Here is a 19,792-nt window from a genome sequence, read left to right on the forward strand (position 1 = left end):
AAAGCGCACGCGCCAAGCGCGTGCCGGCGTCGCTCCAAAAGTAGTGTCGTTACGTCAACTCGTTCGAGACTACTCGAAGCTTGCCTGGGAGAAAGTCAACTTTTGTGATCCGGAACGGCGCAATGTCAAAAATGGCAATAGGCTATTGCGTCAACGCGCTGAAGGCTCGACGCGGATCGTGGTCTATCATCGGCGCGCCCGGCGCCGCCGCCCCCCGGCGCGCGCCGCGGCCGAACTAAAAGATCTCTCTCCACACGCAGGAAATCCCTTGAGACACATCCGCTTTATCAAGACCGCCGCGCTCGTCGGCGGCGCCGCGCTTGTCGTGACGTCCGAACAGGCTTCGGCACAAAGCTCGATCACGCTGTACGGCGTCGCCGACGTCAGCGTGCGCTATCTGACGAATTCGAACGCCAAAAACGACGACCGTCTGTACGTGACCAACGGCGCGATCACCAACAGCCGCTGGGGTCTGCGCGGTTCGGAAGATCTCGGCGGCGGTCTCAAGGCGATCTTCGACCTGGAAAGCGGTATCAACCTGCAGAACGGCTCGGCCTCGGATAGCCAGCGCATTTTCAATCGAAACGCATACGTCGGCGTCAGCAGTCAGTACGGCACGCTGACGCTCGGTCGCCAGAAGACGCCGCTGTTCGACCTGCTCGGCGATACCTACGACCCGCTCACGGTCGGCAACTACAACGAGAACTCGTGGCTGCCTGGCGCGCTCGGCGCGGGGCTGTACGCGGATAACGCGGTCAAGTACACGGGCACGTTCAACGGCCTGACGGTGGCCGCGATGTACTCGTTCGGCACGAACTCGGCATCGACCGGCGCGGGCGGCTTCTCGGGCCAGGTGCCGGGCCATCTCGGCGCCGGCAACATGTACGGCTTCACGCTGTCGTACCTGACGGGTCCGCTGTCGGTCGCGGCCGGCGTGCAGCAGAACAGCGACAACAGCAATCACAAGCAGACCATCTTCAACGCGAACGCGGTTTATGCGTTCAGCTCGACGAAGCTGTACGTCGGCTATCTGCAATCGAAGGACGACACCGGCTTCGTCGACAGCGCGCTCGCGCAGCAGACGCTCGTGCCGGGCGTCGATATCGTCAAGGGCTCGGGCCGCATCGACAACGGACCGTTCGCCGGCCTCACGTGGCAGGCCACGCGCGCGCTGACGCTGACGGGCGCCGCGTACTACGACCACATGTCGAACGCGGCGATCGGCAATGGTCAGGTCGGTAGCGGCTATCGCTACACGTTCGTCGGACTGGCCGAGTACGCGCTGTCGAAACGCACCGAGGTGTACGGCACCGTCGATTTCGACAAGGTGTCAGGCGCGGCCTCGGTCGAACTGCCGGGCCGCAACAACCAGACCGGCGTTGCGCTCGGTCTGCGGACGATTTTCTAAGGCTCCGGGTCGTCATCGCAAAACGGGCGTCCCCAAGGACGCCCGTTTTTTTGGCTCTCGCATACGGAAACCGGCTTACCGGTCTGCCGCGCGCATAAAAAAAGGTGCCGCGAACGGCACCTTTCTGTACTACAGGCAGCTTCTGCTGAAGCTTAGAAGCGGTGACGCAGACCGACCGTAGCAGCCGTCTGGTTCTTCGACGACGAGGTCGGAACCGTGTTGTCGCCGCTGTAGATCGAAGCCACGCCGCCGTCGCCCATTGCGTGCTGGTACACAGCCTGAGCGTAGACGTCGGTGCGACGCGACAGCGAGTAGTCAGCCTGCAGGCCGATCTGGTGGTAACGGGTCTTCATGTCGTTACCGTCGGCGTTGATGCCGTAGCCGCGTGCGTCGGTGAACGTGTACGCAACGCCGAGAGCCATCGCCGGGGTCAGGTTGTACTTGCCGTTGATTTCGTAGTTGTTGGTGTGGCCTTGACGCTGACCAGCTGCTGCGCCAACCAGGTTGTCGACGCGCGATTGCGTCCAGGCCACGCCGACCAGCGCCGGGCCGAAGCCGTACGAAGCGCCTGCGCCGAACTGACGCTGACGGAAGTTGCCCGTCAGGACGCCCGACGTGTTCGCCAGAACGCCGTCCGATGCGCCGCTGGTGTTAGCAGCCGGGTTGTTTTGCTGAGCGTAGGCAGCACCGAGGTGCAGGCCTTGCCACTGGTAAGCAGCGCCCAAGCTGTACTGACGGTTGTTGGCGAAGCCACCAGCCTGGTTCGAGAAGCCGTACGTGCCGCCGAACGTGAAGCCAGCGTAGTTAGCGCTCGAGTACTTGATCGAGTTGTTGACCGACAGACCACCGTTGGTGTTCAGGTTGTCGTTGTTGAACGGGTGCGCGAAGTACGTGCCGCCCCAGCTGCCCGTTGCGGTCAGCGGTGCGAGGTAGTCCTGCGCTGCGTCGTACTGGCGACCCAGCGTGACCGTACCGAATTGCGCGCTCGACAGACCGACGAAGGCCTGACGGTTGAACATGCCCTTGTTGTTGGCGAACTGGCCGTTGTTGATGTTGAAGCCGCTTTCCAACGTGAAGATTGCCTTCAGACCGCCGCCCAGATCCTCCGAGCCACGCAGGCCGAAGCGGCTCTGGTCGATGCCGCCGCTGTTTGCTGCCCACTTGGAGCTGCCAGCAACGTTGCTGGTGTAGGTCAGACCTGCGTCGATCAGACCGTACAGGGTCACGCTGCTTTGTGCGTGAGCGACCGAAGCGAACGATGCGGCAGCCGCAACGACGATGAGACTCTTTTTCATGGGAACTCCAATTCGAAAAATTTATACGGGGAGCAGGACCTGCCTCAGCAGCCGATGCATCGCATCCGCCGCCGCCCGCTTGGCCGACCCGTTCGGATCGACCGGGCACCCTTGAAGCGAAGCGTGAGTGTAGGGGGACACCCTGGTATCGACGCCGACAATTCACGCAACAGGATTTTTCGAATTTCGCAACAATGTTGGGGCCAGTGGCGATAACTTATTGTTTTTCCACCGGTTATCGCAAGATCTAAGTGCCGGATCGCCAGCCCCAGCCAAAACGAATTTGCAACGCTCCAATATTCGAAGTTGTGCGTTTGCAACAGTGTTTTAATACGCGTGACGTAATCGGGTCGGAGCAAACTGACGAAAAGACGTTGATATTTCTTGGAATCGAAGGGTTCGAATGATGGTTTTCCGCGTTGTTTGAAATTTATTTTTCGATGGCCGGAACTTAATGGAGTTAATGCAGTCTTCCTCGCGTGCTGGCAATTAATCGTTTCGGGCGGGCTGATTAACTTGTCGAATCGACAAGACCGCTTATTCACTCGATCTTTATTGGCCAGCTTAAGCAGTTGCTGCCACTCCCCGGCAGCACCTCGGATCCAGCCTGCCTCGTCGAATCAGCATTCACTTTTCAGAAACCGCCATTGCGACGGTCTTCTATTTCACGCTTTGTCACGTCTCTATAAGATGCGCTCGCGACTAAACGAAGAAGCCTTCAGCACGGGCATTGCCCGGAGGTGAATTGCGGCGCCGGCCGCCGTGTGACAAGACCCGTGCTGAAAGCGGACGGCGTGCATCAACAAGCCTTCCTCATTCAATTAACGGCCGGGCGGCACCCGCATTTACACGGACTTTCCCTGATTACGCGCGAGCACCGCTTATGTCTTGCGGGGAGCGCGCTCGAGCGCCTCCTCGTCCTCGGGCGAGGAACCCGGCGCGAGCGGGTCGGTGTCGGGCGGCGTGTCGGGCAATGGACGCGGCTCGCCGTCGGATTCCTCCAGCGGCTGATTCGGGGGCGCGGCGGGGTCGATGGTTGGGTCGGTTTGCATGACGGCCTCCAGGCAGATGGGAACAGCTCCCTACGCTGGATGCGCAACGGCTATTCCTGCGATCGCTGGCAGTTCGCCCGCTGCGGCGCCTGTAGAAATTGCGCTGGCTCGAAACCGAACTTGCAACGCCACGCCCGACGAAGGCCGCCCCAAAAACAAAAAGGGTTCCGGAATCGGAACCCTTTTTCGATACTTTGGTGGGCCGGGTGGGGTTCGAACCCACGATGTCCTTTCGGAGGTGGATTATGAGTCCACTGCCTGCAACCAACACGGCGTCCAGCCCAAGAAAAAAGACCCGGTCGTGAAGGCCGGGCCCGTTTCGTCGATTGGCCGACATACTACACGAAAAAGGGGCCTGCGCAACCGCTTCGCTTCCGCGAAACGACCGGGCGGCCCCTTCTATCGCATCATGTGCGGCCAGCCGCGGCCGCCGCCGTCAATTCCCTTCGAGGAACGACTTCAGCTTGTCCGAACGGCTCGGATGACGCAGCTTGCGCAGCGCCTTCGCCTCGATCTGACGAATCCGCTCACGCGTCACGTCGAACTGTTTACCGACTTCTTCAAGCGTGTGATCGGTGCTCATCTCGATACCGAAACGCATGCGCAACACCTTCGCTTCGCGCGGCGTCAGCGAGTCGAGCACGTCCTTCACGACGTCACGCATGCTCGCGTGCAACGCGGCATCCGCCGGGGCGACCGTGTTCGTATCTTCGATGAAATCGCCCAGATGAGAATCGTCGTCGTCGCCGATCGGCGTTTCCATCGAGATCGGCTCCTTCGCGATCTTCATGATCTTGCGGATCTTGTCTTCCGGCATTTCCATCTTCTCGGCCAGCGTTGCGGGATCCGGCTCGAGACCGGTTTCCTGCAGGATCTGACGCGAGATGCGGTTCATCTTGTTGATCGTTTCGATCATGTGAACCGGAATCCGGATCGTGCGCGCTTGGTCGGCGATCGAACGCGTAATGGCCTGGCGAATCCACCACGTCGCATACGTGGAGAACTTGTAGCCACGACGGTATTCGAACTTGTCCACCGCCTTCATCAGGCCGATGTTGCCTTCCTGAATCAGGTCGAGGAACTGCAGACCGCGGTTCGTGTACTTCTTCGCGATCGAGATCACGAGACGCAGGTTCGCCTCGGTCATCTCACGCTTTGCCTGACGCGCCTTCAGTTCGCCGGCCGCCATCTGACGGTTGGTTTCCTTCAGGTCCTTCAGCGGCAGTACCACGCGTGCCTGCAGATCGAGCAGACGCTGCTGCTGTTCGCGGATCGCTGGAATGTTGCGCGTGAGGATCGCGCTATATACATGCCCCTCCGAGACGATCTTGTCGGCCCATTCGAGGTCCGTCTCGCTGCCCGGGAAACGCGCGATGAATTCCGCGCGCGGCATGCCGCACTTGTCGACTACCGTATGCAGGATCTGACGCTCGACCTGGCGCACTTCATCGACCTGCGCGCGCAGCGTGTCGCACAGACGCTCGACGGTACGCGCGGTGAAGCGGATCGTCATCAGCTCGTTCTGGATGGTTTCCTGCGCCTTCAGGTACGACTTGGACTTGTAGCCTTCCTTCTCGAACGCGCGACGCATCTTGTCGAACCATTCGCTGATCAACGCGAATTTTTCGAGCGACGCGCGCCGCAGCGCTTCGAGCTGCGCGGCGTTGGCGGTGGCTTGCGCCGAGCCATCGTCCTCTTCCTCGTCCTCTTCGTCCTCTTCCTCGGCTTCCTCGTCTTCGTTCTCGATCGCTTCCGCTTCCTGCGCGGAGAAGCCGTCGGCGTCTTCCGCGTCGGCGTCGATCAGACCGTCGACGAGTTCGTCGATGCGCACTTCGTCGTTGGCGACGCGCTCGGCCATCGCGAGGATGTCGGCGATCGTGGTCGGGCACGCGGAGATGGCCATCACCATGTGCTTCAGGCCGTCTTCGATGCGCTTCGCAATTTCGATTTCGCCTTCGCGCGTAAGCAGCTCGACCGTGCCCATTTCGCGCATGTACATGCGCACGGGGTCGGTAGTGCGGCCGAATTCGGAGTCGACGGTGGACAGCGCGACTTCGGCTTCCTCTTCGACTTCATCGTCCGACGAAGCCGCGGGCGCGTTGTCGTTAAGCAGCAGCGTTTCAGCGTCCGGGGCCTGTTCGTAGACCGCGACGCCCATGTCGTTGAACGTGCTGATGATGCCTTCGATCGCCTCGGTCTCGGTGAAGTTGTCCGGCAGGTGATCGTTGATTTCAGCGTACGTGAGGAAGCCGCGCTCCTTGCCGAGCTTGATCAGCGCGCGCAGCTTGGAGCGACGCTCCTCGAGTTCCTCCACCGTGCCAGGCTGCGACGACGCGAACGCATCCTTCAGCAGCGCTTTTTCCTTTGCACGACGGTCGCGAGCCTTGACCTTTTCCACCTTGCCCGGTGCGGCGGCAGCGCTTTCTTCGGTCTGGGTTGCATCGTCATCGACGGGTACTTCATTCAGCTTTTTCGTCATGGAGTTCGCCGTACTGGCTGTAGTCTCGACCCCCGGCTGTTGGACAACAGCCGGATGAACCGTGGATACTGAAGTCACGCGCGCTGCCGCATCGTCCTGAACGGCAGCCGCTTCCCTTGCGCTTCTGACACCCGCCCGCTTGGCAGCCGGCGGTGCTACAGCTTTCGCCGCCCGAACCGGTGCGGCCTGCGCGGCCGCAGTGGTCGACGACTTCTTCCCGGCAGCTGGCGCAACGCTGACAGCCGACGTTTTTCTGGCGGATGCAGTCAGCCTGGCTTCGGTAACTTTTCCGGTGCGCTCTTTAGCGCGTGAGCCAGTTGTCTGATTTCCGCCTGTCGTCTTTGCCATCGCATCGCCTTTCGCCTTTGCTAGGAAAACCCTTGAAAAAACAAACCGCTAGAAACTTTTGATTATAGCACCCGAGGTTTTCGCCTCTCCGCTACAGGCCGAGTTGACGCTTCATATCGGCCCGCTTCCGGTTGAGCTCCGAAAACTCGGCAAACTCTTCCGGCGTATGTCGTGACTGTCGCGAAAGCTGATCGAGACGATCGCAATAAGCGTCGTATCGCATCTTCAAAATCGCGGCTTTCAACTCCTCGCCGACGATTCGTTCCTGCTCGCGCCGTTCCTCGATGACGGCCGCGTCCTGCGGGTCTTTCAGCAGCAAATCCCGGACGTTTTCATCATAGTCTAGAATTTTGCGAAAGATTTCCTCGAAAGTTGGGGCGTTCGCACCATTTCGCAAGAGATCTGACAACAACTGGAACGCCGCCGAATCGCCGAGGGCGCGTGCGTGCGTCGTCACTTCCGCGAACAGTTCGCCGTGCCGGGTCACGGTGAGCAGCGCCTCTTCGGCCTCTTCGTCGAGCATCGCGACCGTGCGCGGATACATCACCAGGTTGCGCAGCGTCTTTTCCTCGATGCCGGTCACGCTGCGGCGATCCTTGCGGGCCGGCGCCTCGCGCGCGGCGGCCGCGATCCGCGCATCGACCTCGCAAAGCGCCGCGACTTCGCTGAACGGCACATCGAGCCGGTCCGCAAACATATGCATGATCTGCGCGCGCAGCGCATTCGCCGGCAATGCCTGCAGCAGCGGCTTTGCGTCGAACAGCGCGCGGGCTTTGCCCTCGGGCTGATCGAGCTCCTTGCCGGTCAGCACCTCGTTGAGCATGAACTGCGACAACGGCATCGCCCGTTCGACCTGCTCGGCGAAAGCCTCGGTGCCGAACTCGCGCACGTAGCTGTCGGGATCGTGCTCGCTCGGCAGGAACAGGAAACGGATCGTCCGGTTGTCGGCGGCATGCGGCAGGCACGCATCGAGCGCGCGGCGTGCTGCACGCCGGCCGGCCGCGTCGCCGTCGAAACTGAAAATAACCGTATCGGTCTGGCGCATCAGTTTCTGCACATGAATCGGTGTGCAAGCGGTGCCGAGCGTCGCGACCGCGTTCTGGAAGCCCAATTGGGCCAGCGCGACCACGTCCATATAACCTTCGACGACCAGCACGTAGTGCTGCTCTCGAATCGCCAGACGCGCCTCGAACAGCCCGTACAGCTCGCTGCCCTTGTTAAATAGCGGCGTTTCCGGCGAATTCAAATACTTTGGCTCGCCGCCGTCGAGCACGCGGCCGCCGAAGCCGATCACCTGCCCTTTGACATTGCGGATCGGGAACATGATCCGCTCGCGGAAGCGGTCGTAGCGGCGGTTCTGACCCTGCGCGTCGGACTTTTCGCTGACGATCACGAGACCCGCTTCGACCAGCGCGTCGTCGCGGTAGTTCGGGAACGCCGCCTCGAGGTTTTGCCAGCCTTCGGGCGCGTAGCCGAGACCGAAGCGCGCGGCGATTTCGCCGGTCAGACCGCGCTTTTTCAAATATTGGATCGCGCCCGGCGCACCGCGCAGCTGCTTCCGGTAGTAGTCGCAGGCGGTCTGCATGAGATCGGACAGCGCCGTGGTGACGGCCTTCGACGCCGCCGGCACGTAGCCGCCGCCAGCTCCGCCGCCACCGCCATATCCGGGCGAAGGCTCGTTCGGCACAGTTAGACCCACCGATTGCGCGAGCTCGTTGACCGCTTCGGGAAACGATGCGCCCACGTGTTCCATCAGGAACCCGATGGCCGTGCCATGCGCACCGCAGCCGAAGCAGTGATAAAACTGCTTAGTCGGACTAACCGTAAACGAGGGGCTCTTCTCGTTGTGAAACGGGCACAGCCCCATGAAGTTCGCGCCGCCCTTTTTCAGCTGCACATACCGGCCGACCACGTCGACGATATCGACGCGGTTGAGCAGGTCCTGCAGGAATGACGGTGGGATCACAGTAATTAACGCTGCCTGGAAAGCTTCAAAATCCAAGCCCGGAGTCCGGGCCCGACACCGCGACCGGGCCCCGCGCCCCGTCTTTACGAGGCGCGCGCGACCCGGACAAATCGACAGGGTTACTTCGCGAGCGCGGCTTTGACCTGCGCGGAGACGGCGGTCATGTCGGCGCGGCCGGCCAGCTTCGGCTTCAGCACGCCCATCACTTTGCCCATGTCCTGCGGGCCGGCAGCACCGGTTTGCGCGACCGCCGCCTGCACTTCGGCAACGATTTCCGCTTCGGACATCTGCTCAGGCATATAGGCGGAAAGAATCGCCAGCTCGGCCTTTTCCTTGTCCGCGAGATCCGTGCGTCCGGCGGCCTCGAACTGGCTGATCGAATCCTTGCGCTGCTTGATCATCTTGTCGACCACGGCGGTTATGCCGGCATCGTCGAGCGTGACCCGCTCATCGACTTCACGCTGCTTGACCGCGGCGAGCAGCAGGCGGATCGTGCCGAGACGCTCGGTCTCGCGCGCCCGCATGGCAGCTTTCATATCGTCGTTGATCCGGTCCTTGAGACTCATCACTCACCTGAATTGCGTTGAAAAGTTGAAAAACCGGCCGGTCGATGGCGGCGATACCGCCGCATCAGCACGAAAACCCGCTTGGGACTTCTTCCTCAAGCGGGTTGGCGCAATATGCGTAGTGGATGCGACCCTGCCGGCTGGCCCGATGGGCCGGGTTTGCCGTGATGGCACTTTGGTGCCGCCATCGGCTGGGATGCTGCCGCGCCGCGTACAGCGGGGCAACGCCAGAATCAGTAGAGCTTTTTTGGCAGCATCTGGCCACGCAGACGCTTGAAATGACGCTTCACCGCCGCCGCTTTCTTGCGCTTGCGTTCGGCTGTGGGTTTCTCGTAAAACTCGCGAGCGCGAAGTTCCGTCAGTAAGCCGTTTTTCTCCATGGTGCGCTTGAAACGGCGCATGGCGACTTCGAACGGCTCATTGTCTTTTACGCGGATGGTCGTCATTTTTCAATAACGGAACTTTGTAAAGGTTCAGGAGTATACCAGAGCTTTCTCACAAAGCCATTGCGCCGTCAAGCCCCCCGGGCATATTCGGCGGCCGCCTCCCCCGCCGCGACACCCGACGCCCACGCCCACTGGAAGTTGTAGCCGCCGAGCCAGCCGGTCACGTCGACCGCCTCGCCGATGAAGTAGAGACCCGGCACGCGCGCGCTCATCATCGTCGTCGATGACAAACCCCGCGTATCGACGCCGCCGCGCGTCACTTCGGCCTTGCGATAACCCTCGGTGCCGTTCGGCGTGAGCGTCCAGCGCGACAGCGCCTCACCGATGCGGCGCAGCGACTTGTCCGGCAGATCGGCGACGCGGGCTTCGGCCGCCACCTGATGAGTGTCGAGCCACACGTGCGCGAGCCGTTGCGGCACCCATTCCGATAGCAGATTGGCGATCTGCCGCTTCGTGCCGTTTTTCGCGTCGATGAGCGCGGCCGCGGCGTCGCGCTCCGGCAGCAGATTGATGTGAATCGGCTCGCCGGGCTGCCAGAAGCTCGATATCTGCAGCACCCCCGGGCCCGACAGGCCGCGGTGCGTGAGCAGCAGATCTTCGGTGAACTCGGCGCCGGTCTTCTTGTTGCCAGTCGATAGCTGGACTTCGAGCGACACGCCCGACAGCGCCGCAAACGGCTCCCAGTCGGCCGGCGCGAAGGTCAGCGGCACCAGCGCGGGGCGCGTGTCGATCAGCTTGTGGCCGAACTGCTTGGCGATCCGGTATGCGAAATCGGTCGCGCCGATCTTCGGGATCGACAGACCGCCCGTCGCGATCACGAGCGCACGGGCGGCGATCGTGCCCGCCGTCGTGCCGAGCAGGAACCGTCCGTCGGCATCCTGGCGCACTTGTTCGACCGACAGCGGCGTGCGCCATGCAACGCCACCGGCGTCGCACTCTTTTTTGAGCACGTCGATGACCGCGTCGCTCGACTGATCGCAAAACAGCTGGCCCTTGTGCTTCTCATGCCACGTCACGCGATGTTGCTTGAGCAGCGCCATGAAGTCGCGCGGCGTATAGCGTGCCAGCGCCGAGCGGCAAAAATGCGGATTCGCCGACAGATAATTGGCCGGCCCCGCATACAGATTCGTGAAGTTGCAGCGGCCGCCGCCGGAAATGCGGATTTTTTCCGCGAGACGCTGCGAGTGGTCGATCAGCGCCACCCGTCGCCCGAGTTGACCGGCAACGGCCGCGCACATCATGCCGGCCGCGCCCGCGCCGATCACCGCGATATCGAAGGATTCCATGGGGCCGCATTGTACCTGCCGGGCCCTCAGGTCCATGCCCGTGCGCTGCCGACCGCCAGCGGCTGCTGGTCCGCGCTGGTATACTTTCAGGCTTACCTTTTACTTTCGGACGCGCATTGCGCGCGCCCGTCTCAAGCGATTCATCATGCTCGTTCTCGGCATCGAAAGCTCCTGCGACGAAACCGGTCTCGCGCTCTACGATACGGAGCGCGGCCTGCTCGCGCACGCGCTGCATTCGCAGATTGCGATGCATCGCGAGTACGGCGGCGTCGTGCCGGAGCTTGCATCGCGCGACCACATCCGCCGTGCGCTGCCGCTGCTAGAAGAGGTGATGGAGCGCGCCAGCGTCGCGCGCGGTGACATCGACGCGATCGCCTACACACAAGGCCCTGGGCTCGCGGGCGCGCTGCTGGTCGGCGCGAGCGTCGCCAATTCGCTGGCGATGGCGTGGAACAAGCCGACCGTCGGCATTCACCATCTCGAAGGGCATTTGCTGTCGCCGCTGCTCGTCGATGAGCCGCCGCCGTTTCCGTTCGTCGCGCTGCTGGTGTCGGGCGGCCATACGCAACTGATGCGCGTGACGGACGTGGGCGTCTACGAGACGCTCGGCGAAACGCTCGACGACGCCGCGGGCGAAGCCTTCGACAAAACCGCCAAGCTGCTGGGCCTCGGCTATCCGGGCGGCCCGGAAGTCTCGCGCATGGCCGAGTTCGGCACCCCCGGCGCAGTCGTGCTGCCGCGCCCGATGCTGCATTCCGGCGACCTCGATTTCAGCTTCAGCGGCCTGAAGACCGCCGTGCTCACGCACGCAAACCGGCTGGGCGGCGCGAACATTTGCGAACAGGCCAAGGCCGATCTCGCGCGCGGTTTCGTCGATGCCGCCGTCGAAGTGCTGGCCGCGAAATCGCTCGCGGCGCTCAAGCGCACGAAGCTGAACCGGCTGGTGGTGGCGGGCGGCGTCGGCGCGAACCGGCAGTTGCGCGAAGCGCTGTCGGCCGCCGCGCAGAAGCGCAATTTTTACGTGCACTATCCCGACCTGTCGCTGTGCACGGACAATGGGGCGATGATCGCGCTGGCCGGCGCGCTGCGTCTGCAACGCTGGCCCGAACAGGCCGTCAACGACTACGCGTTCACCGTGAAGCCGCGGTGGGATCTGACGTCGCTCGCGCACTGAACCGCCGCCGCAAGACGATAAAAAGCCGCTTTAAAAGCGGCTTTTTCATGGGTTCAATGCTTTTGCAACGAAACGGCGTGGACCGACGCAGAACGTATCAGGCGAGGCGCTTGTCCTGCTCGATTACCGCATAAGCGCTGTGATTGTGAATCGACTCGAAGTTCTCGGCTTCGAGCACATACGCGACGATGCGCTCGTCGGCATTCAGACGCTGGGCAACGTCGCGCACGAGGTCTTCGACGAACTTCGGATTTTCGTACGCGCGCTCGGTAACGAACTTCTCGTCCGGACGCTTGAGCAGACCCCAGAGTTCGCACGACGCTTCTTCCTCGGCGATGCGGATCAACTCTTCGACAGCGACGTCGCCGATCAGCTCGGCATCGATCGTTACGTGCGAGCGCTGGTTGTGCGCGCCGTACTGCGAGATTTTCTTCGAGCACGGGCACAGGCTCGTGACCGGCACCAGCACCTTCAGAAACAGCCGCGTCGCGCCATGGCGGGTCTCGCCGGTCAGCGTAACTTCATAGTCGAGCAGGCTCTGCACGCCCGACACCGGCGCGGTCTTATTCACGAAGTACGGGAATGACACTTCGATGCGGCCCGCCTCGGCCTCGAGCTTATCGAGCATGGCCGCGAGCATCGTGCGGAACGTGGCCGGTTCGAGCGGCGCCTTGTTCTCTTCGAGCAACGCGACGAAGCGCGACATGTGCGTGCCCTTCTGCTCGGCCGGCAGATGCACGTCGAGATTCCACGTGCCGACCGTCGGCTGCACTTCATCGGCTTGTGTGCGAACCGTCAACGGATGACGTACGCCCTTCACGCCGACCCGCTGGATCGGAATCTGGCGCGTGTCGGGGGTGCTTTGCACGTCGGGCATCACGAAGGCGGGATTCATCTGATTCATTCTTTTGTCCTTTCTGGAAAGCGCCGGGCTGCGTCCAGGTCTCGCTGCATCGGCGACGATCGCGCAGCGAGCTCGAAGCGCCCAGCGGCCGTGCAGATCAGCGCGCGCAATGGCGAACGCCGGCTGCCGCCGGCGTTGGGTGACGGGCCGCAGGACCCGTCGGTTCAAACTGGAGATTGCCGAAGCCGCCGTCGCATGACGGCGGCATGAGTCGTACCCACGGCGGCACGACAGGCGACAGCGCTTTAAGCGACGCGCTTCACCGACGACTGACCGCCGACCGCGCCGCTTGCGAGGAAGCGTTCGCGGATCGACCGGGCAATACCCGCGGCGTCGAGACCGCACGCGGCGAGCAGCTTGGCCGGGTCCCCATGATCGATGAACCGATCGGGGAGGCCCAATTGTAGTACGGGGCGCATAACCCCACTTGCGAGCAGGGCTTCGACGCAGGCCGAACCCGCGCCACCCATGATGCAGCCTTCCTCGACGGTGACGATCGCGTCGTGCGTCTCGGCGAGCTTGCGCACGAGTTCGGTGTCGAGCGGCTTCACGAAGCGCATGTTCGCCACGGTGGCGTCGAATTGCTCGGCCGCCGCGAGCGACGGCGCGACCATCGTGCCAAACGCGAGAATTGCAATGCGCTTGCCGGACGGCGCCGACGTCTCGCGACGCACTTCGCCCTTGCCGAGCGGCAACGCGGCCATCTGCTTGACGGTCGCGACACCGGTACCCGCGCCGCGCGGGTAGCGCACAGCGGTGGGATGCGACTGCTGCAACGCGGTGTAGAGCATCTGACGGCACTCGTTTTCGTCCGACGGCGCCATCACGGTCATGTTCGGGATACAACGCATGAACGCGAGGTCGTACGCGCCCGCATGCGTCGCGCCGTCCGCACCGACGAGACCCGCGCGATCGATGGCGAAAACCACCGGCAGGTTTTGCAGCGCGATGTCGTGAATCAATTGGTCATACGCGCGTTGCAGGAAGGTCGAATAGATTGCGACGACCGGCTTCATGCCGTCCGCGGCGAGGCCGCCCGCGAACGTCACCGCGTGCTGCTCGGCAATGCCGACGTCGAAGTAACGATCCGGGAAGCGCTTTTCGAACTCGACCATGCCCGAGCCTTCACGCATCGCCGGTGTAATGCCGACCACGCGCGAGTCGAGCTCGGCCGCATCGCACAGCCATTCGCCGAACACCTGCGTGTAGGTCTTCTTCGACGGCGTCGCGGCCGGCTTGATGCCCTCGGCCGGATTGAACTTGCCCGGGCCGTGGTAAAGCACCGGATCGGCCTCGGCCAGCTTGTAGCCCTGGCCTTTCTTCGTGACCACGTGCAGGAATTGCGGCCCGCGCAGTTCCTTGATGTTTTGCAGCGTCGGAATCAGCGAATCGAGATCGTGACCGTCGATCGGCCCGATGTAGTTGAAGCCGAACTCCTCGAACAGCGTGGCCGGCACGATCATGCCCTTCGCGTGCTCCTCGAGCTTGCGCGCGAGATCGAGCACCGGCGGCGCGACGCGCAGCACGCGCTCGACGCCCGCGCGCGCGGCCGCATAGAAGCGCCCCGACATCAGACGCGCGAGATGGCGATTGAGCGCGCCGACCGGCGGCGAGATCGACATGTCGTTGTCGTTGAGGATCACGAGCAGCGGCACGTCGTCTTCGACGCCCGCGTTGTTCATGGCCTCGAAGGCCATGCCGGCCGTCATCGCGCCGTCGCCGATCACGGCGATACCCATGCGGTTGTCGCCCTGCAGCTTGCTCGCGATCGCCATGCCGAGCGCGGCCGAAATCGACGTGCTCGAGTGCGCCGTGCCGAAAGTGTCGTATTCCGATTCGTCGCGTTTCGGGAAGCCCGAGATGCCGCCCAACTGACGCAGCGTATGCATCTGGTCGCGACGACCGGTCAGGATCTTGTGCGGATAGGTCTGATGGCCTACGTCCCAGACGATCCGGTCGTGCGGCGTATCGAACACATAATGCAGCGCGATGGTCAACTCGACCGTGCCGAGGTTGGACGAGAGATGGCCGCCCGTCTGCGATACGCTGTCGAGCACAAAGGCGCGCAACTCGTCGGCAAGCGGTTGCAATTGACGGCGATCGAGGCGGCGCAGGGCTGCCGGGTCGTCGATGGTTTTCAGCAAGTCGTACATCGTCGTTCCATTGTAGGAAAACTTACGCGCCCGCACTTCATACATGCACCCCGGGGATGGAGGGTGCGCGGCGGCGGGCTTTCGCGTTCAGCTGACCCGGTTCACCACCAGGTCGGCCAGTTCGGCAAGGCGCTGTGCGCGAGCGCCGAACGGTGCAAGCGCGGCGTGAGCGTCGCTGCGCAGTTGCGCCGCGAGCGCGCGCGACGCGTCGAGCCCGATAATCGACACGTAGGTCGGCTTGCCGTCCTTCGCGTCCTTGCCGGCGGTCTTGCCGAGCGTTGCGGAGTCGGTCGTGACGTCGAGAATGTCGTCGACGACCTGAAACGCGAGACCGACCGCGGCGGCGTAGGCGTCGAGCGAAGCCAGAGCCTGCGCGTCCGGCGTCTCGCCGGCCAGCGCGCCCATGCGCACGGCCGCGCGCAGCAGCGCGCCGGTCTTCATGCGATGCATGGTCTCGAGCTGCGGGCGGGTCAGCGTGTGACCGACGCTCGCCAGATCGATGGCCTGACCGCCGCACATGCCGATCGAGCCGCTGGCGAGCGCGAGTTCGCGCACGAGCGAGGCCTGCTGCGGCTGGCCCAATACGTCGGACGTGAGCACGACGAATGCCTGCGATTGCAAAGCGTCGCCGACCAAAAGCGCGGTCGCTTCGTCATACTTGACGTGGACCGTCGGCTTGCCGCGGCGCAGTTCGTCGTCGTCCATGCAGGGCATGTCGTCGTGCACGAGCGAGTAGACGTGGATCATTTCCAGCGCCGCCGCCGCCGCATCGAGGCATTCGGCGCACGCGCCGGTCAGTTCGCCGGCCGCGTGGCACAGGAGCGGCCGCACCCGCTTGCCGCCACCGAGCACCGCATAGCGCATCGCCTCGTGCAGCTTGGCGGGTTCGGTCGTCTCGGCCGGCAGATAGTGTTCCAGAGCCGTTTCGACGCGTTCGAGCACCGAGCGCGTCCATTGTTCGAATGTCATAGGTCGTCCCCGCTCTCAGTCGCGGCTGTGCCTGCGGTATTCATGGGCAGAGGCTTGAGGGTCTCGCCATCGAGGACCCGCACCTGCTGCTCGACCTTTTCGAGCTGCTGTTGACAGAATGCGACAAGTGCCGCCCCGCGACGGTACGCGGCCAGCGATTCCTCGAGGCTCAGGCTGCCGCCTTCCATGCGCGCGACGAGCTCTTCCAGCTCCGTCTGCGCTGCCTCGTAATTCTCCGGCAGCGGCGCGCTATCGCCGCTTTCGGCTGGCGCGGCGGCGGAATCGTTCGATGCGGTCTTCGCCATGAATAGTCGCAAAATTAAAACAAGTCGGACATTCTACGGCAAAAGCGACATTTTCGATCCGCTCGAAGGCCCGCGCCCCGCCTAGCGACGTTGCTTCGAGCCTGTCCGATGCCCACCTTTGCCCCGCTTCGACCCTGAAGTCTCGCAGAAAAAAAGCTCGAGGTCTGCGGCGAAAATGCCGAACTTTCTTGACATTTTTAACCCAAATCAGGGACTTAAGTGTCCCTGTCACAGGGAAACGGGTATAATCGCGGGCTCCCTAAATCGAATCTTCGATGGTTGGGTTGTTCACTGCTTTCACGTCTTCATCGGGAGTGGGAATGTCCAATCTGAGCAATGCATTGCAGTTGCGGTCTGTTCACAGCCAGCTGCCAGTCACGGCTTACTTTGACGAAGCGCTTCTTACGCGCGAAATCGACACCCTTTTCAAGAAAGGTCCTCGCTACATCGGCCACGATCTCATGGTGCCCGAAGCGGGGGATTATTTTGCCTTGCCCAGCGAACGCGAGGGGCGGGTACTCGTCCGTAACCAGCAGTCGCAAGTCGAGTTGCTGTCGAACGTGTGCCGCCACCGGCAAGCCATCATGCTCAACGGCCGCGGGCAGACGCAGAACATCGTCTGTCCGCTGCATCGCTGGACGTACGACCTGAAGGGCGAGCTGCTCGGCGCGCCCCATTTCGCCGACAACCCGTGCCTGAATCTCGGCGCCACGCCGCTGCAGAACTGGCAGGGTCTGTTGTTCGAGGCACAAGGTCGCAACGTCGCGAAAGATCTCGCACGCCTCGGCACCAGGCGCCACTTCGACTTCTCGGGCTTCATGTTCGATCACGTGGAAGTCCACGAGTGCAACTACAACTGGAAGACCTTCATCGAGGTCTATCTGGAGGACTATCATGTCGCGCCGTTCCATCCGGGCCTCGGCAGCTTCGTCAATTGCGATGATCTGACGTGGGAGTTCGGCGACTGGTACAGCGTGCAGACGGTCGGCGTGCACAAGGCGCTCGAGCAACCGGGAAGCCCGACGTATCGCAAGTGGCACGACCAAGTGCTGCGCTTTCGCGACGGCAATCCGCCCGAGTTCGGCGCGATCTGGATGGTGTACTACCCGGGCATCATGATCGAGTGGTATCCGCACGTGCTGGTCGTGTCGTGGCTGATTCCGCGCGGTCCGCAGAAGACCACCAACGTGGTGGAGTTTTATTACCCCGAGGAAATCGCGCTGTTCGAGCGCGATTTCGTCGAAGCCGAGCGCGCCGCCTATATGGAGACGGCCCGCGAAGACGACGAGATCGCCGAGCGCATGGACGCCGGCCGTCTCGCGCTGATGGAGCGAGGCGAATCGCAGGTCGGTCCGTATCAGAGCCCGATGGAAGACGGCATGCAGCACTTCCACGAGTTTCTGCGACGCGAACTCGGCACGATCTGATCCGCGCCGCGTGGCGCATCGATCGACTCAAGGAAAGACGGGCTTCGACCCGTCTTTTTTTGTTTAGACTAACAACATAGACCGGCGATCGCGCCAGCCGTGTGAACGACGCGGCCCGTAGCCGCCATCGCCCGTATCGAGGAGACGCTCATGCCCCACACTCATTACACCACCCTGATCTCCGCGACCAATCTTGCCGAGCTGCTCACGGCCGCGCCGGGCAGCGTGTTCGTGATCGACTGCCGGTTCGACCTCGCCGATACCGACGCCGGGGAGAAAGCCTGGCTGGCCGGCCATCTGCCGGGCGCGCATTATCTGCATCTCGATCGCGATCTGTCCGGGCCGAAGAACGGCTCGAACGGCCGGCATCCGCTGCCCGATCGCGCGCGGCTCGTCGAAACGCTCGAGTCGCGAGGTCTGAAGCAAGGTCAACAGGTCGTCGCATACGACGCGCAAGGCGGCATGTACGCGGCGCGCGTCTGGTGGCTGTTGCGCTGGCTCGGCCACGACGCGGTCGCGCTGCTCGACGGCGGCCTCCAGGCATGGGAAGCGGCCGGCCAGCCGCTGACGCAGGCCGTGCCCGCGCAGAACACCGGCGACTTCAAGGCGGCCGCGCCGCTCGCGGTGACCATCGATAGCCAGGCGGTCGAGCGCAACCTTGTCTCGAAGGAGCGGGTCGTCGTCGATGCGCGCGCGCCCGATCGCTATCGCGGCGAAAACGAGACACTCGACCGCGTCGGCGGCCATATTCCGGGCGCGCTGAACCGCTTCTTCAAGGACAACCTGACCGCCGACGGCCGCTTCAAGCCGGCCCACACTCTGCGCGAGGAATTCCATGCGCTGCTCGGCGACACGTCGCCGGAGCACGTGGTGCTGCAATGCGGCTCGGGCGTGACCGCCTGCGTGAATTCGCTCGCGATGGAGGTTGCCGGCCTGCATGGCTCAGCCCTGTACCCGGGCTCGTGGAGCGAGTGGAGTTCCGATCCGAAACGGCCGGTGGCGACCGGGGCGAACCCCTGAGCACTTGCCCCGGCGAGTCGTAATCAGACAAAAAGGCCGTTGCCGCGTTGAAGCGGCAACGGCCTTTTTCATCGGATTTATCGCTAGCCAAACAAACACATGAGGATTTCAAGCAACCCCATGTTGCTTGAACCACACGAGCGTGCGACGCCAGCCATCCTCGGCATCGGCCTTCTTGTAGCTTGGACGGTAATCTGCGAAAAACGCGTGACCCGCGTCGTCATAAACGACGAACTGCGAGCCACGTCCCGCCTGCGGCCCTTGCGCGATCGCCTGCTTCATCTGTTCGAGCGTGTCCTGCGGAATGCTTTGATCCTGGCGCCCATACAAGCCGAGTACGGGCGCATGCAGGTCGGCGACGAGATCGAGCGGATTGGCCGGCGTCATCGCATTCTTCGCGCCGGTCACGCGACCATACCAGGCAACGCCCGCCTTCACGCGCGGATTGTGCTCGGCATACAGCCACGAGATGCGCCCGCCCCAGCAAAAGCCGTTGACGCCGAGCCGGTTCAGGTCGCCGCCGTTCTCGCCGGCCCACGCGGCGGCCGAGTCGAGGTCGGCAAGCACCTGCTCGTCGGGCACTTTGCTGACCAACTGCTCGTTGAGTTGCTGCATGCTCGGGTAAGCGGTCGGGTCGCCCTCGCGCTCGTACAGGTTCGGCGCGATCGCCAGATAGCCCTGCTTCGCGAAGCGCCGGCACACGTCGGCGATATGCTCGTGGACGCCGAAGATTTCATGCACGACGAGGATCACCGGCAGATGCGTCTTGCCCTTCGGCTGCGCGCGATAGGCCGGTATCAGCGTACCGCCCGAATGGAACGCCACTTCCCCTGCTTCGAGGCCGTCGCTGTCGGTATGGATGGTCTGCGCCGAGACGGGCAGCACCGCTGCCGCGAAACCAGTGCCGAGTGCCGCCTTCATGAAGGTGCGCCGATCGAAGGGAACGTGCGGAATCAGACAATCAACTTCAGGCTTCAGCATGGGGCGCTCCTCG

General features: G+C 63.0%; 16 protein-coding genes and 1 tRNA gene. 4 read left to right on the forward strand and 13 right to left on the reverse strand.

Annotation, left to right across the window (positions count from 1 at the left end; translation table 11 throughout):
* Positions 1 to 277 precede the first annotated feature (277 nt).
* The gene (locus QFZ91_RS37165; RefSeq protein ID WP_429570956.1) at positions 278 to 1,408 is read left to right on the forward strand and encodes a porin; all 1,131 of its coding nucleotides are present in this window, start codon (positions 278 to 280) and stop codon (positions 1,406 to 1,408) included.
* A 152-nt stretch (positions 1,409 to 1,560) separates the two neighbouring features.
* Here QFZ91_RS37165 and QFZ91_RS37170 read toward each other — a convergent pair whose 3' ends face one another.
* From QFZ91_RS37170 to QFZ91_RS37205, 8 genes are all read right to left on the reverse strand, one after another.
* On the reverse strand, positions 1,561 to 2,703 hold the full coding sequence (locus tag QFZ91_RS37170; RefSeq protein ID WP_176123242.1) for a porin: 1,143 nt from the start codon (positions 2,701 to 2,703) through the stop codon (positions 1,561 to 1,563).
* 881 nt (positions 2,704 to 3,584) lie between these two features.
* Positions 3,585 to 3,755 (reverse strand): hypothetical protein, encoded by a 171-nt coding sequence (locus QFZ91_RS37175; RefSeq protein ID WP_429570326.1) that lies wholly within the window; start codon positions 3,753 to 3,755, stop codon positions 3,585 to 3,587.
* A 195-nt stretch (positions 3,756 to 3,950) separates the two neighbouring features.
* Positions 3,951 to 4,038: transfer RNA gene (locus tag QFZ91_RS37180), tRNA-Ile, on the reverse strand.
* Positions 4,039 to 4,191: 153 nt separating this feature from the next.
* Entirely contained in the window at positions 4,192 to 6,582 is a 2,391-nt protein-coding gene (rpoD, locus tag QFZ91_RS37185) for an RNA polymerase sigma factor RpoD (protein ID WP_429570327.1), read from the reverse strand.
* A 91-nt stretch (positions 6,583 to 6,673) separates the two neighbouring features.
* Entirely contained in the window at positions 6,674 to 8,548 is a 1,875-nt protein-coding gene (dnaG, locus tag QFZ91_RS37190; protein WP_429570957.1) for a DNA primase, read from the reverse strand.
* Between the two features lie 119 nt (positions 8,549 to 8,667).
* Positions 8,668 to 9,114 (reverse strand): GatB/YqeY domain-containing protein, encoded by a 447-nt coding sequence (locus QFZ91_RS37195; protein WP_176107232.1) that lies wholly within the window; start codon positions 9,112 to 9,114, stop codon positions 8,668 to 8,670.
* Between the two features lie 233 nt (positions 9,115 to 9,347).
* A complete protein-coding gene (gene rpsU / locus QFZ91_RS37200; protein WP_008919901.1) occupies positions 9,348 to 9,560 on the reverse strand; it encodes a 30S ribosomal protein S21 in 213 nt (70 codons plus the stop codon).
* Between the two features lie 68 nt (positions 9,561 to 9,628).
* The gene (locus tag QFZ91_RS37205; protein WP_429570328.1) at positions 9,629 to 10,846 is read right to left on the reverse strand and encodes an NAD(P)/FAD-dependent oxidoreductase; all 1,218 of its coding nucleotides are present in this window, start codon (positions 10,844 to 10,846) and stop codon (positions 9,629 to 9,631) included.
* A 145-nt stretch (positions 10,847 to 10,991) separates the two neighbouring features.
* Between QFZ91_RS37205 and tsaD the strand changes: the two genes are divergently transcribed.
* Complete coding sequence (gene tsaD, locus QFZ91_RS37210; RefSeq protein WP_176107230.1) at positions 10,992 to 12,020, forward strand: tRNA (adenosine(37)-N6)-threonylcarbamoyltransferase complex transferase subunit TsaD; 1,029 nt, start codon at positions 10,992 to 10,994, stop codon at positions 12,018 to 12,020.
* Positions 12,021 to 12,117: 97 nt separating this feature from the next.
* Here the strand turns inward: tsaD and folE2 are convergent, their stop codons facing one another.
* From folE2 to QFZ91_RS37230, 4 genes are all read right to left on the reverse strand, one after another.
* Positions 12,118 to 12,924: a GTP cyclohydrolase FolE2 gene (gene folE2, locus QFZ91_RS37215; protein WP_176107229.1), complete on the reverse strand. Its 807-nt coding sequence runs from the start codon at positions 12,922 to 12,924 to the stop codon at positions 12,118 to 12,120.
* Between the two features lie 245 nt (positions 12,925 to 13,169).
* On the reverse strand, positions 13,170 to 15,077 hold the full coding sequence (dxs, locus tag QFZ91_RS37220; RefSeq protein WP_368589523.1) for a 1-deoxy-D-xylulose-5-phosphate synthase: 1,908 nt from the start codon (positions 15,075 to 15,077) through the stop codon (positions 13,170 to 13,172).
* An 87-nt stretch (positions 15,078 to 15,164) separates the two neighbouring features.
* A complete protein-coding gene (locus tag QFZ91_RS37225) occupies positions 15,165 to 16,046 on the reverse strand; it encodes a polyprenyl synthetase family protein (RefSeq protein ID WP_429570329.1) in 882 nt (293 codons plus the stop codon).
* Positions 16,043 to 16,351, reverse strand: a complete 309-nt coding sequence (locus tag QFZ91_RS37230; RefSeq protein WP_090808406.1) for an exodeoxyribonuclease VII small subunit — start codon at positions 16,349 to 16,351, stop codon at positions 16,043 to 16,045. The genes QFZ91_RS37225 and QFZ91_RS37230 overlap by 4 nt, the downstream gene beginning before the upstream one ends.
* 320 nt (positions 16,352 to 16,671) lie before the next feature.
* Between QFZ91_RS37230 and QFZ91_RS37235 the strand changes: the two genes are divergently transcribed.
* Together QFZ91_RS37235 and QFZ91_RS37240 are read left to right on the forward strand one after the other, a co-directional pair.
* Positions 16,672 to 17,778, forward strand: coding sequence for an aromatic ring-hydroxylating dioxygenase subunit alpha (locus QFZ91_RS37235; RefSeq protein WP_368595518.1), 1,107 nt, complete (start codon positions 16,672 to 16,674; stop codon positions 17,776 to 17,778).
* Between the two features lie 150 nt (positions 17,779 to 17,928).
* The gene (locus QFZ91_RS37240; RefSeq protein WP_429500774.1) at positions 17,929 to 18,798 is read left to right on the forward strand and encodes a sulfurtransferase; all 870 of its coding nucleotides are present in this window, start codon (positions 17,929 to 17,931) and stop codon (positions 18,796 to 18,798) included.
* Positions 18,799 to 18,906: 108 nt separating this feature from the next.
* Here the strand turns inward: QFZ91_RS37240 and QFZ91_RS37245 are convergent, their stop codons facing one another.
* A complete protein-coding gene (locus QFZ91_RS37245) occupies positions 18,907 to 19,779 on the reverse strand; it encodes a dienelactone hydrolase family protein (protein ID WP_429570330.1) in 873 nt (290 codons plus the stop codon).
* Positions 19,780 to 19,792: the final 13 nt, after the last annotated feature.

It is taken from the genome of Paraburkholderia sp. JPY419, assembly GCF_050435705.1.
GTDB classification, from domain to species: domain Bacteria; phylum Pseudomonadota; class Gammaproteobacteria; order Burkholderiales; family Burkholderiaceae; genus Paraburkholderia; species Paraburkholderia youngii.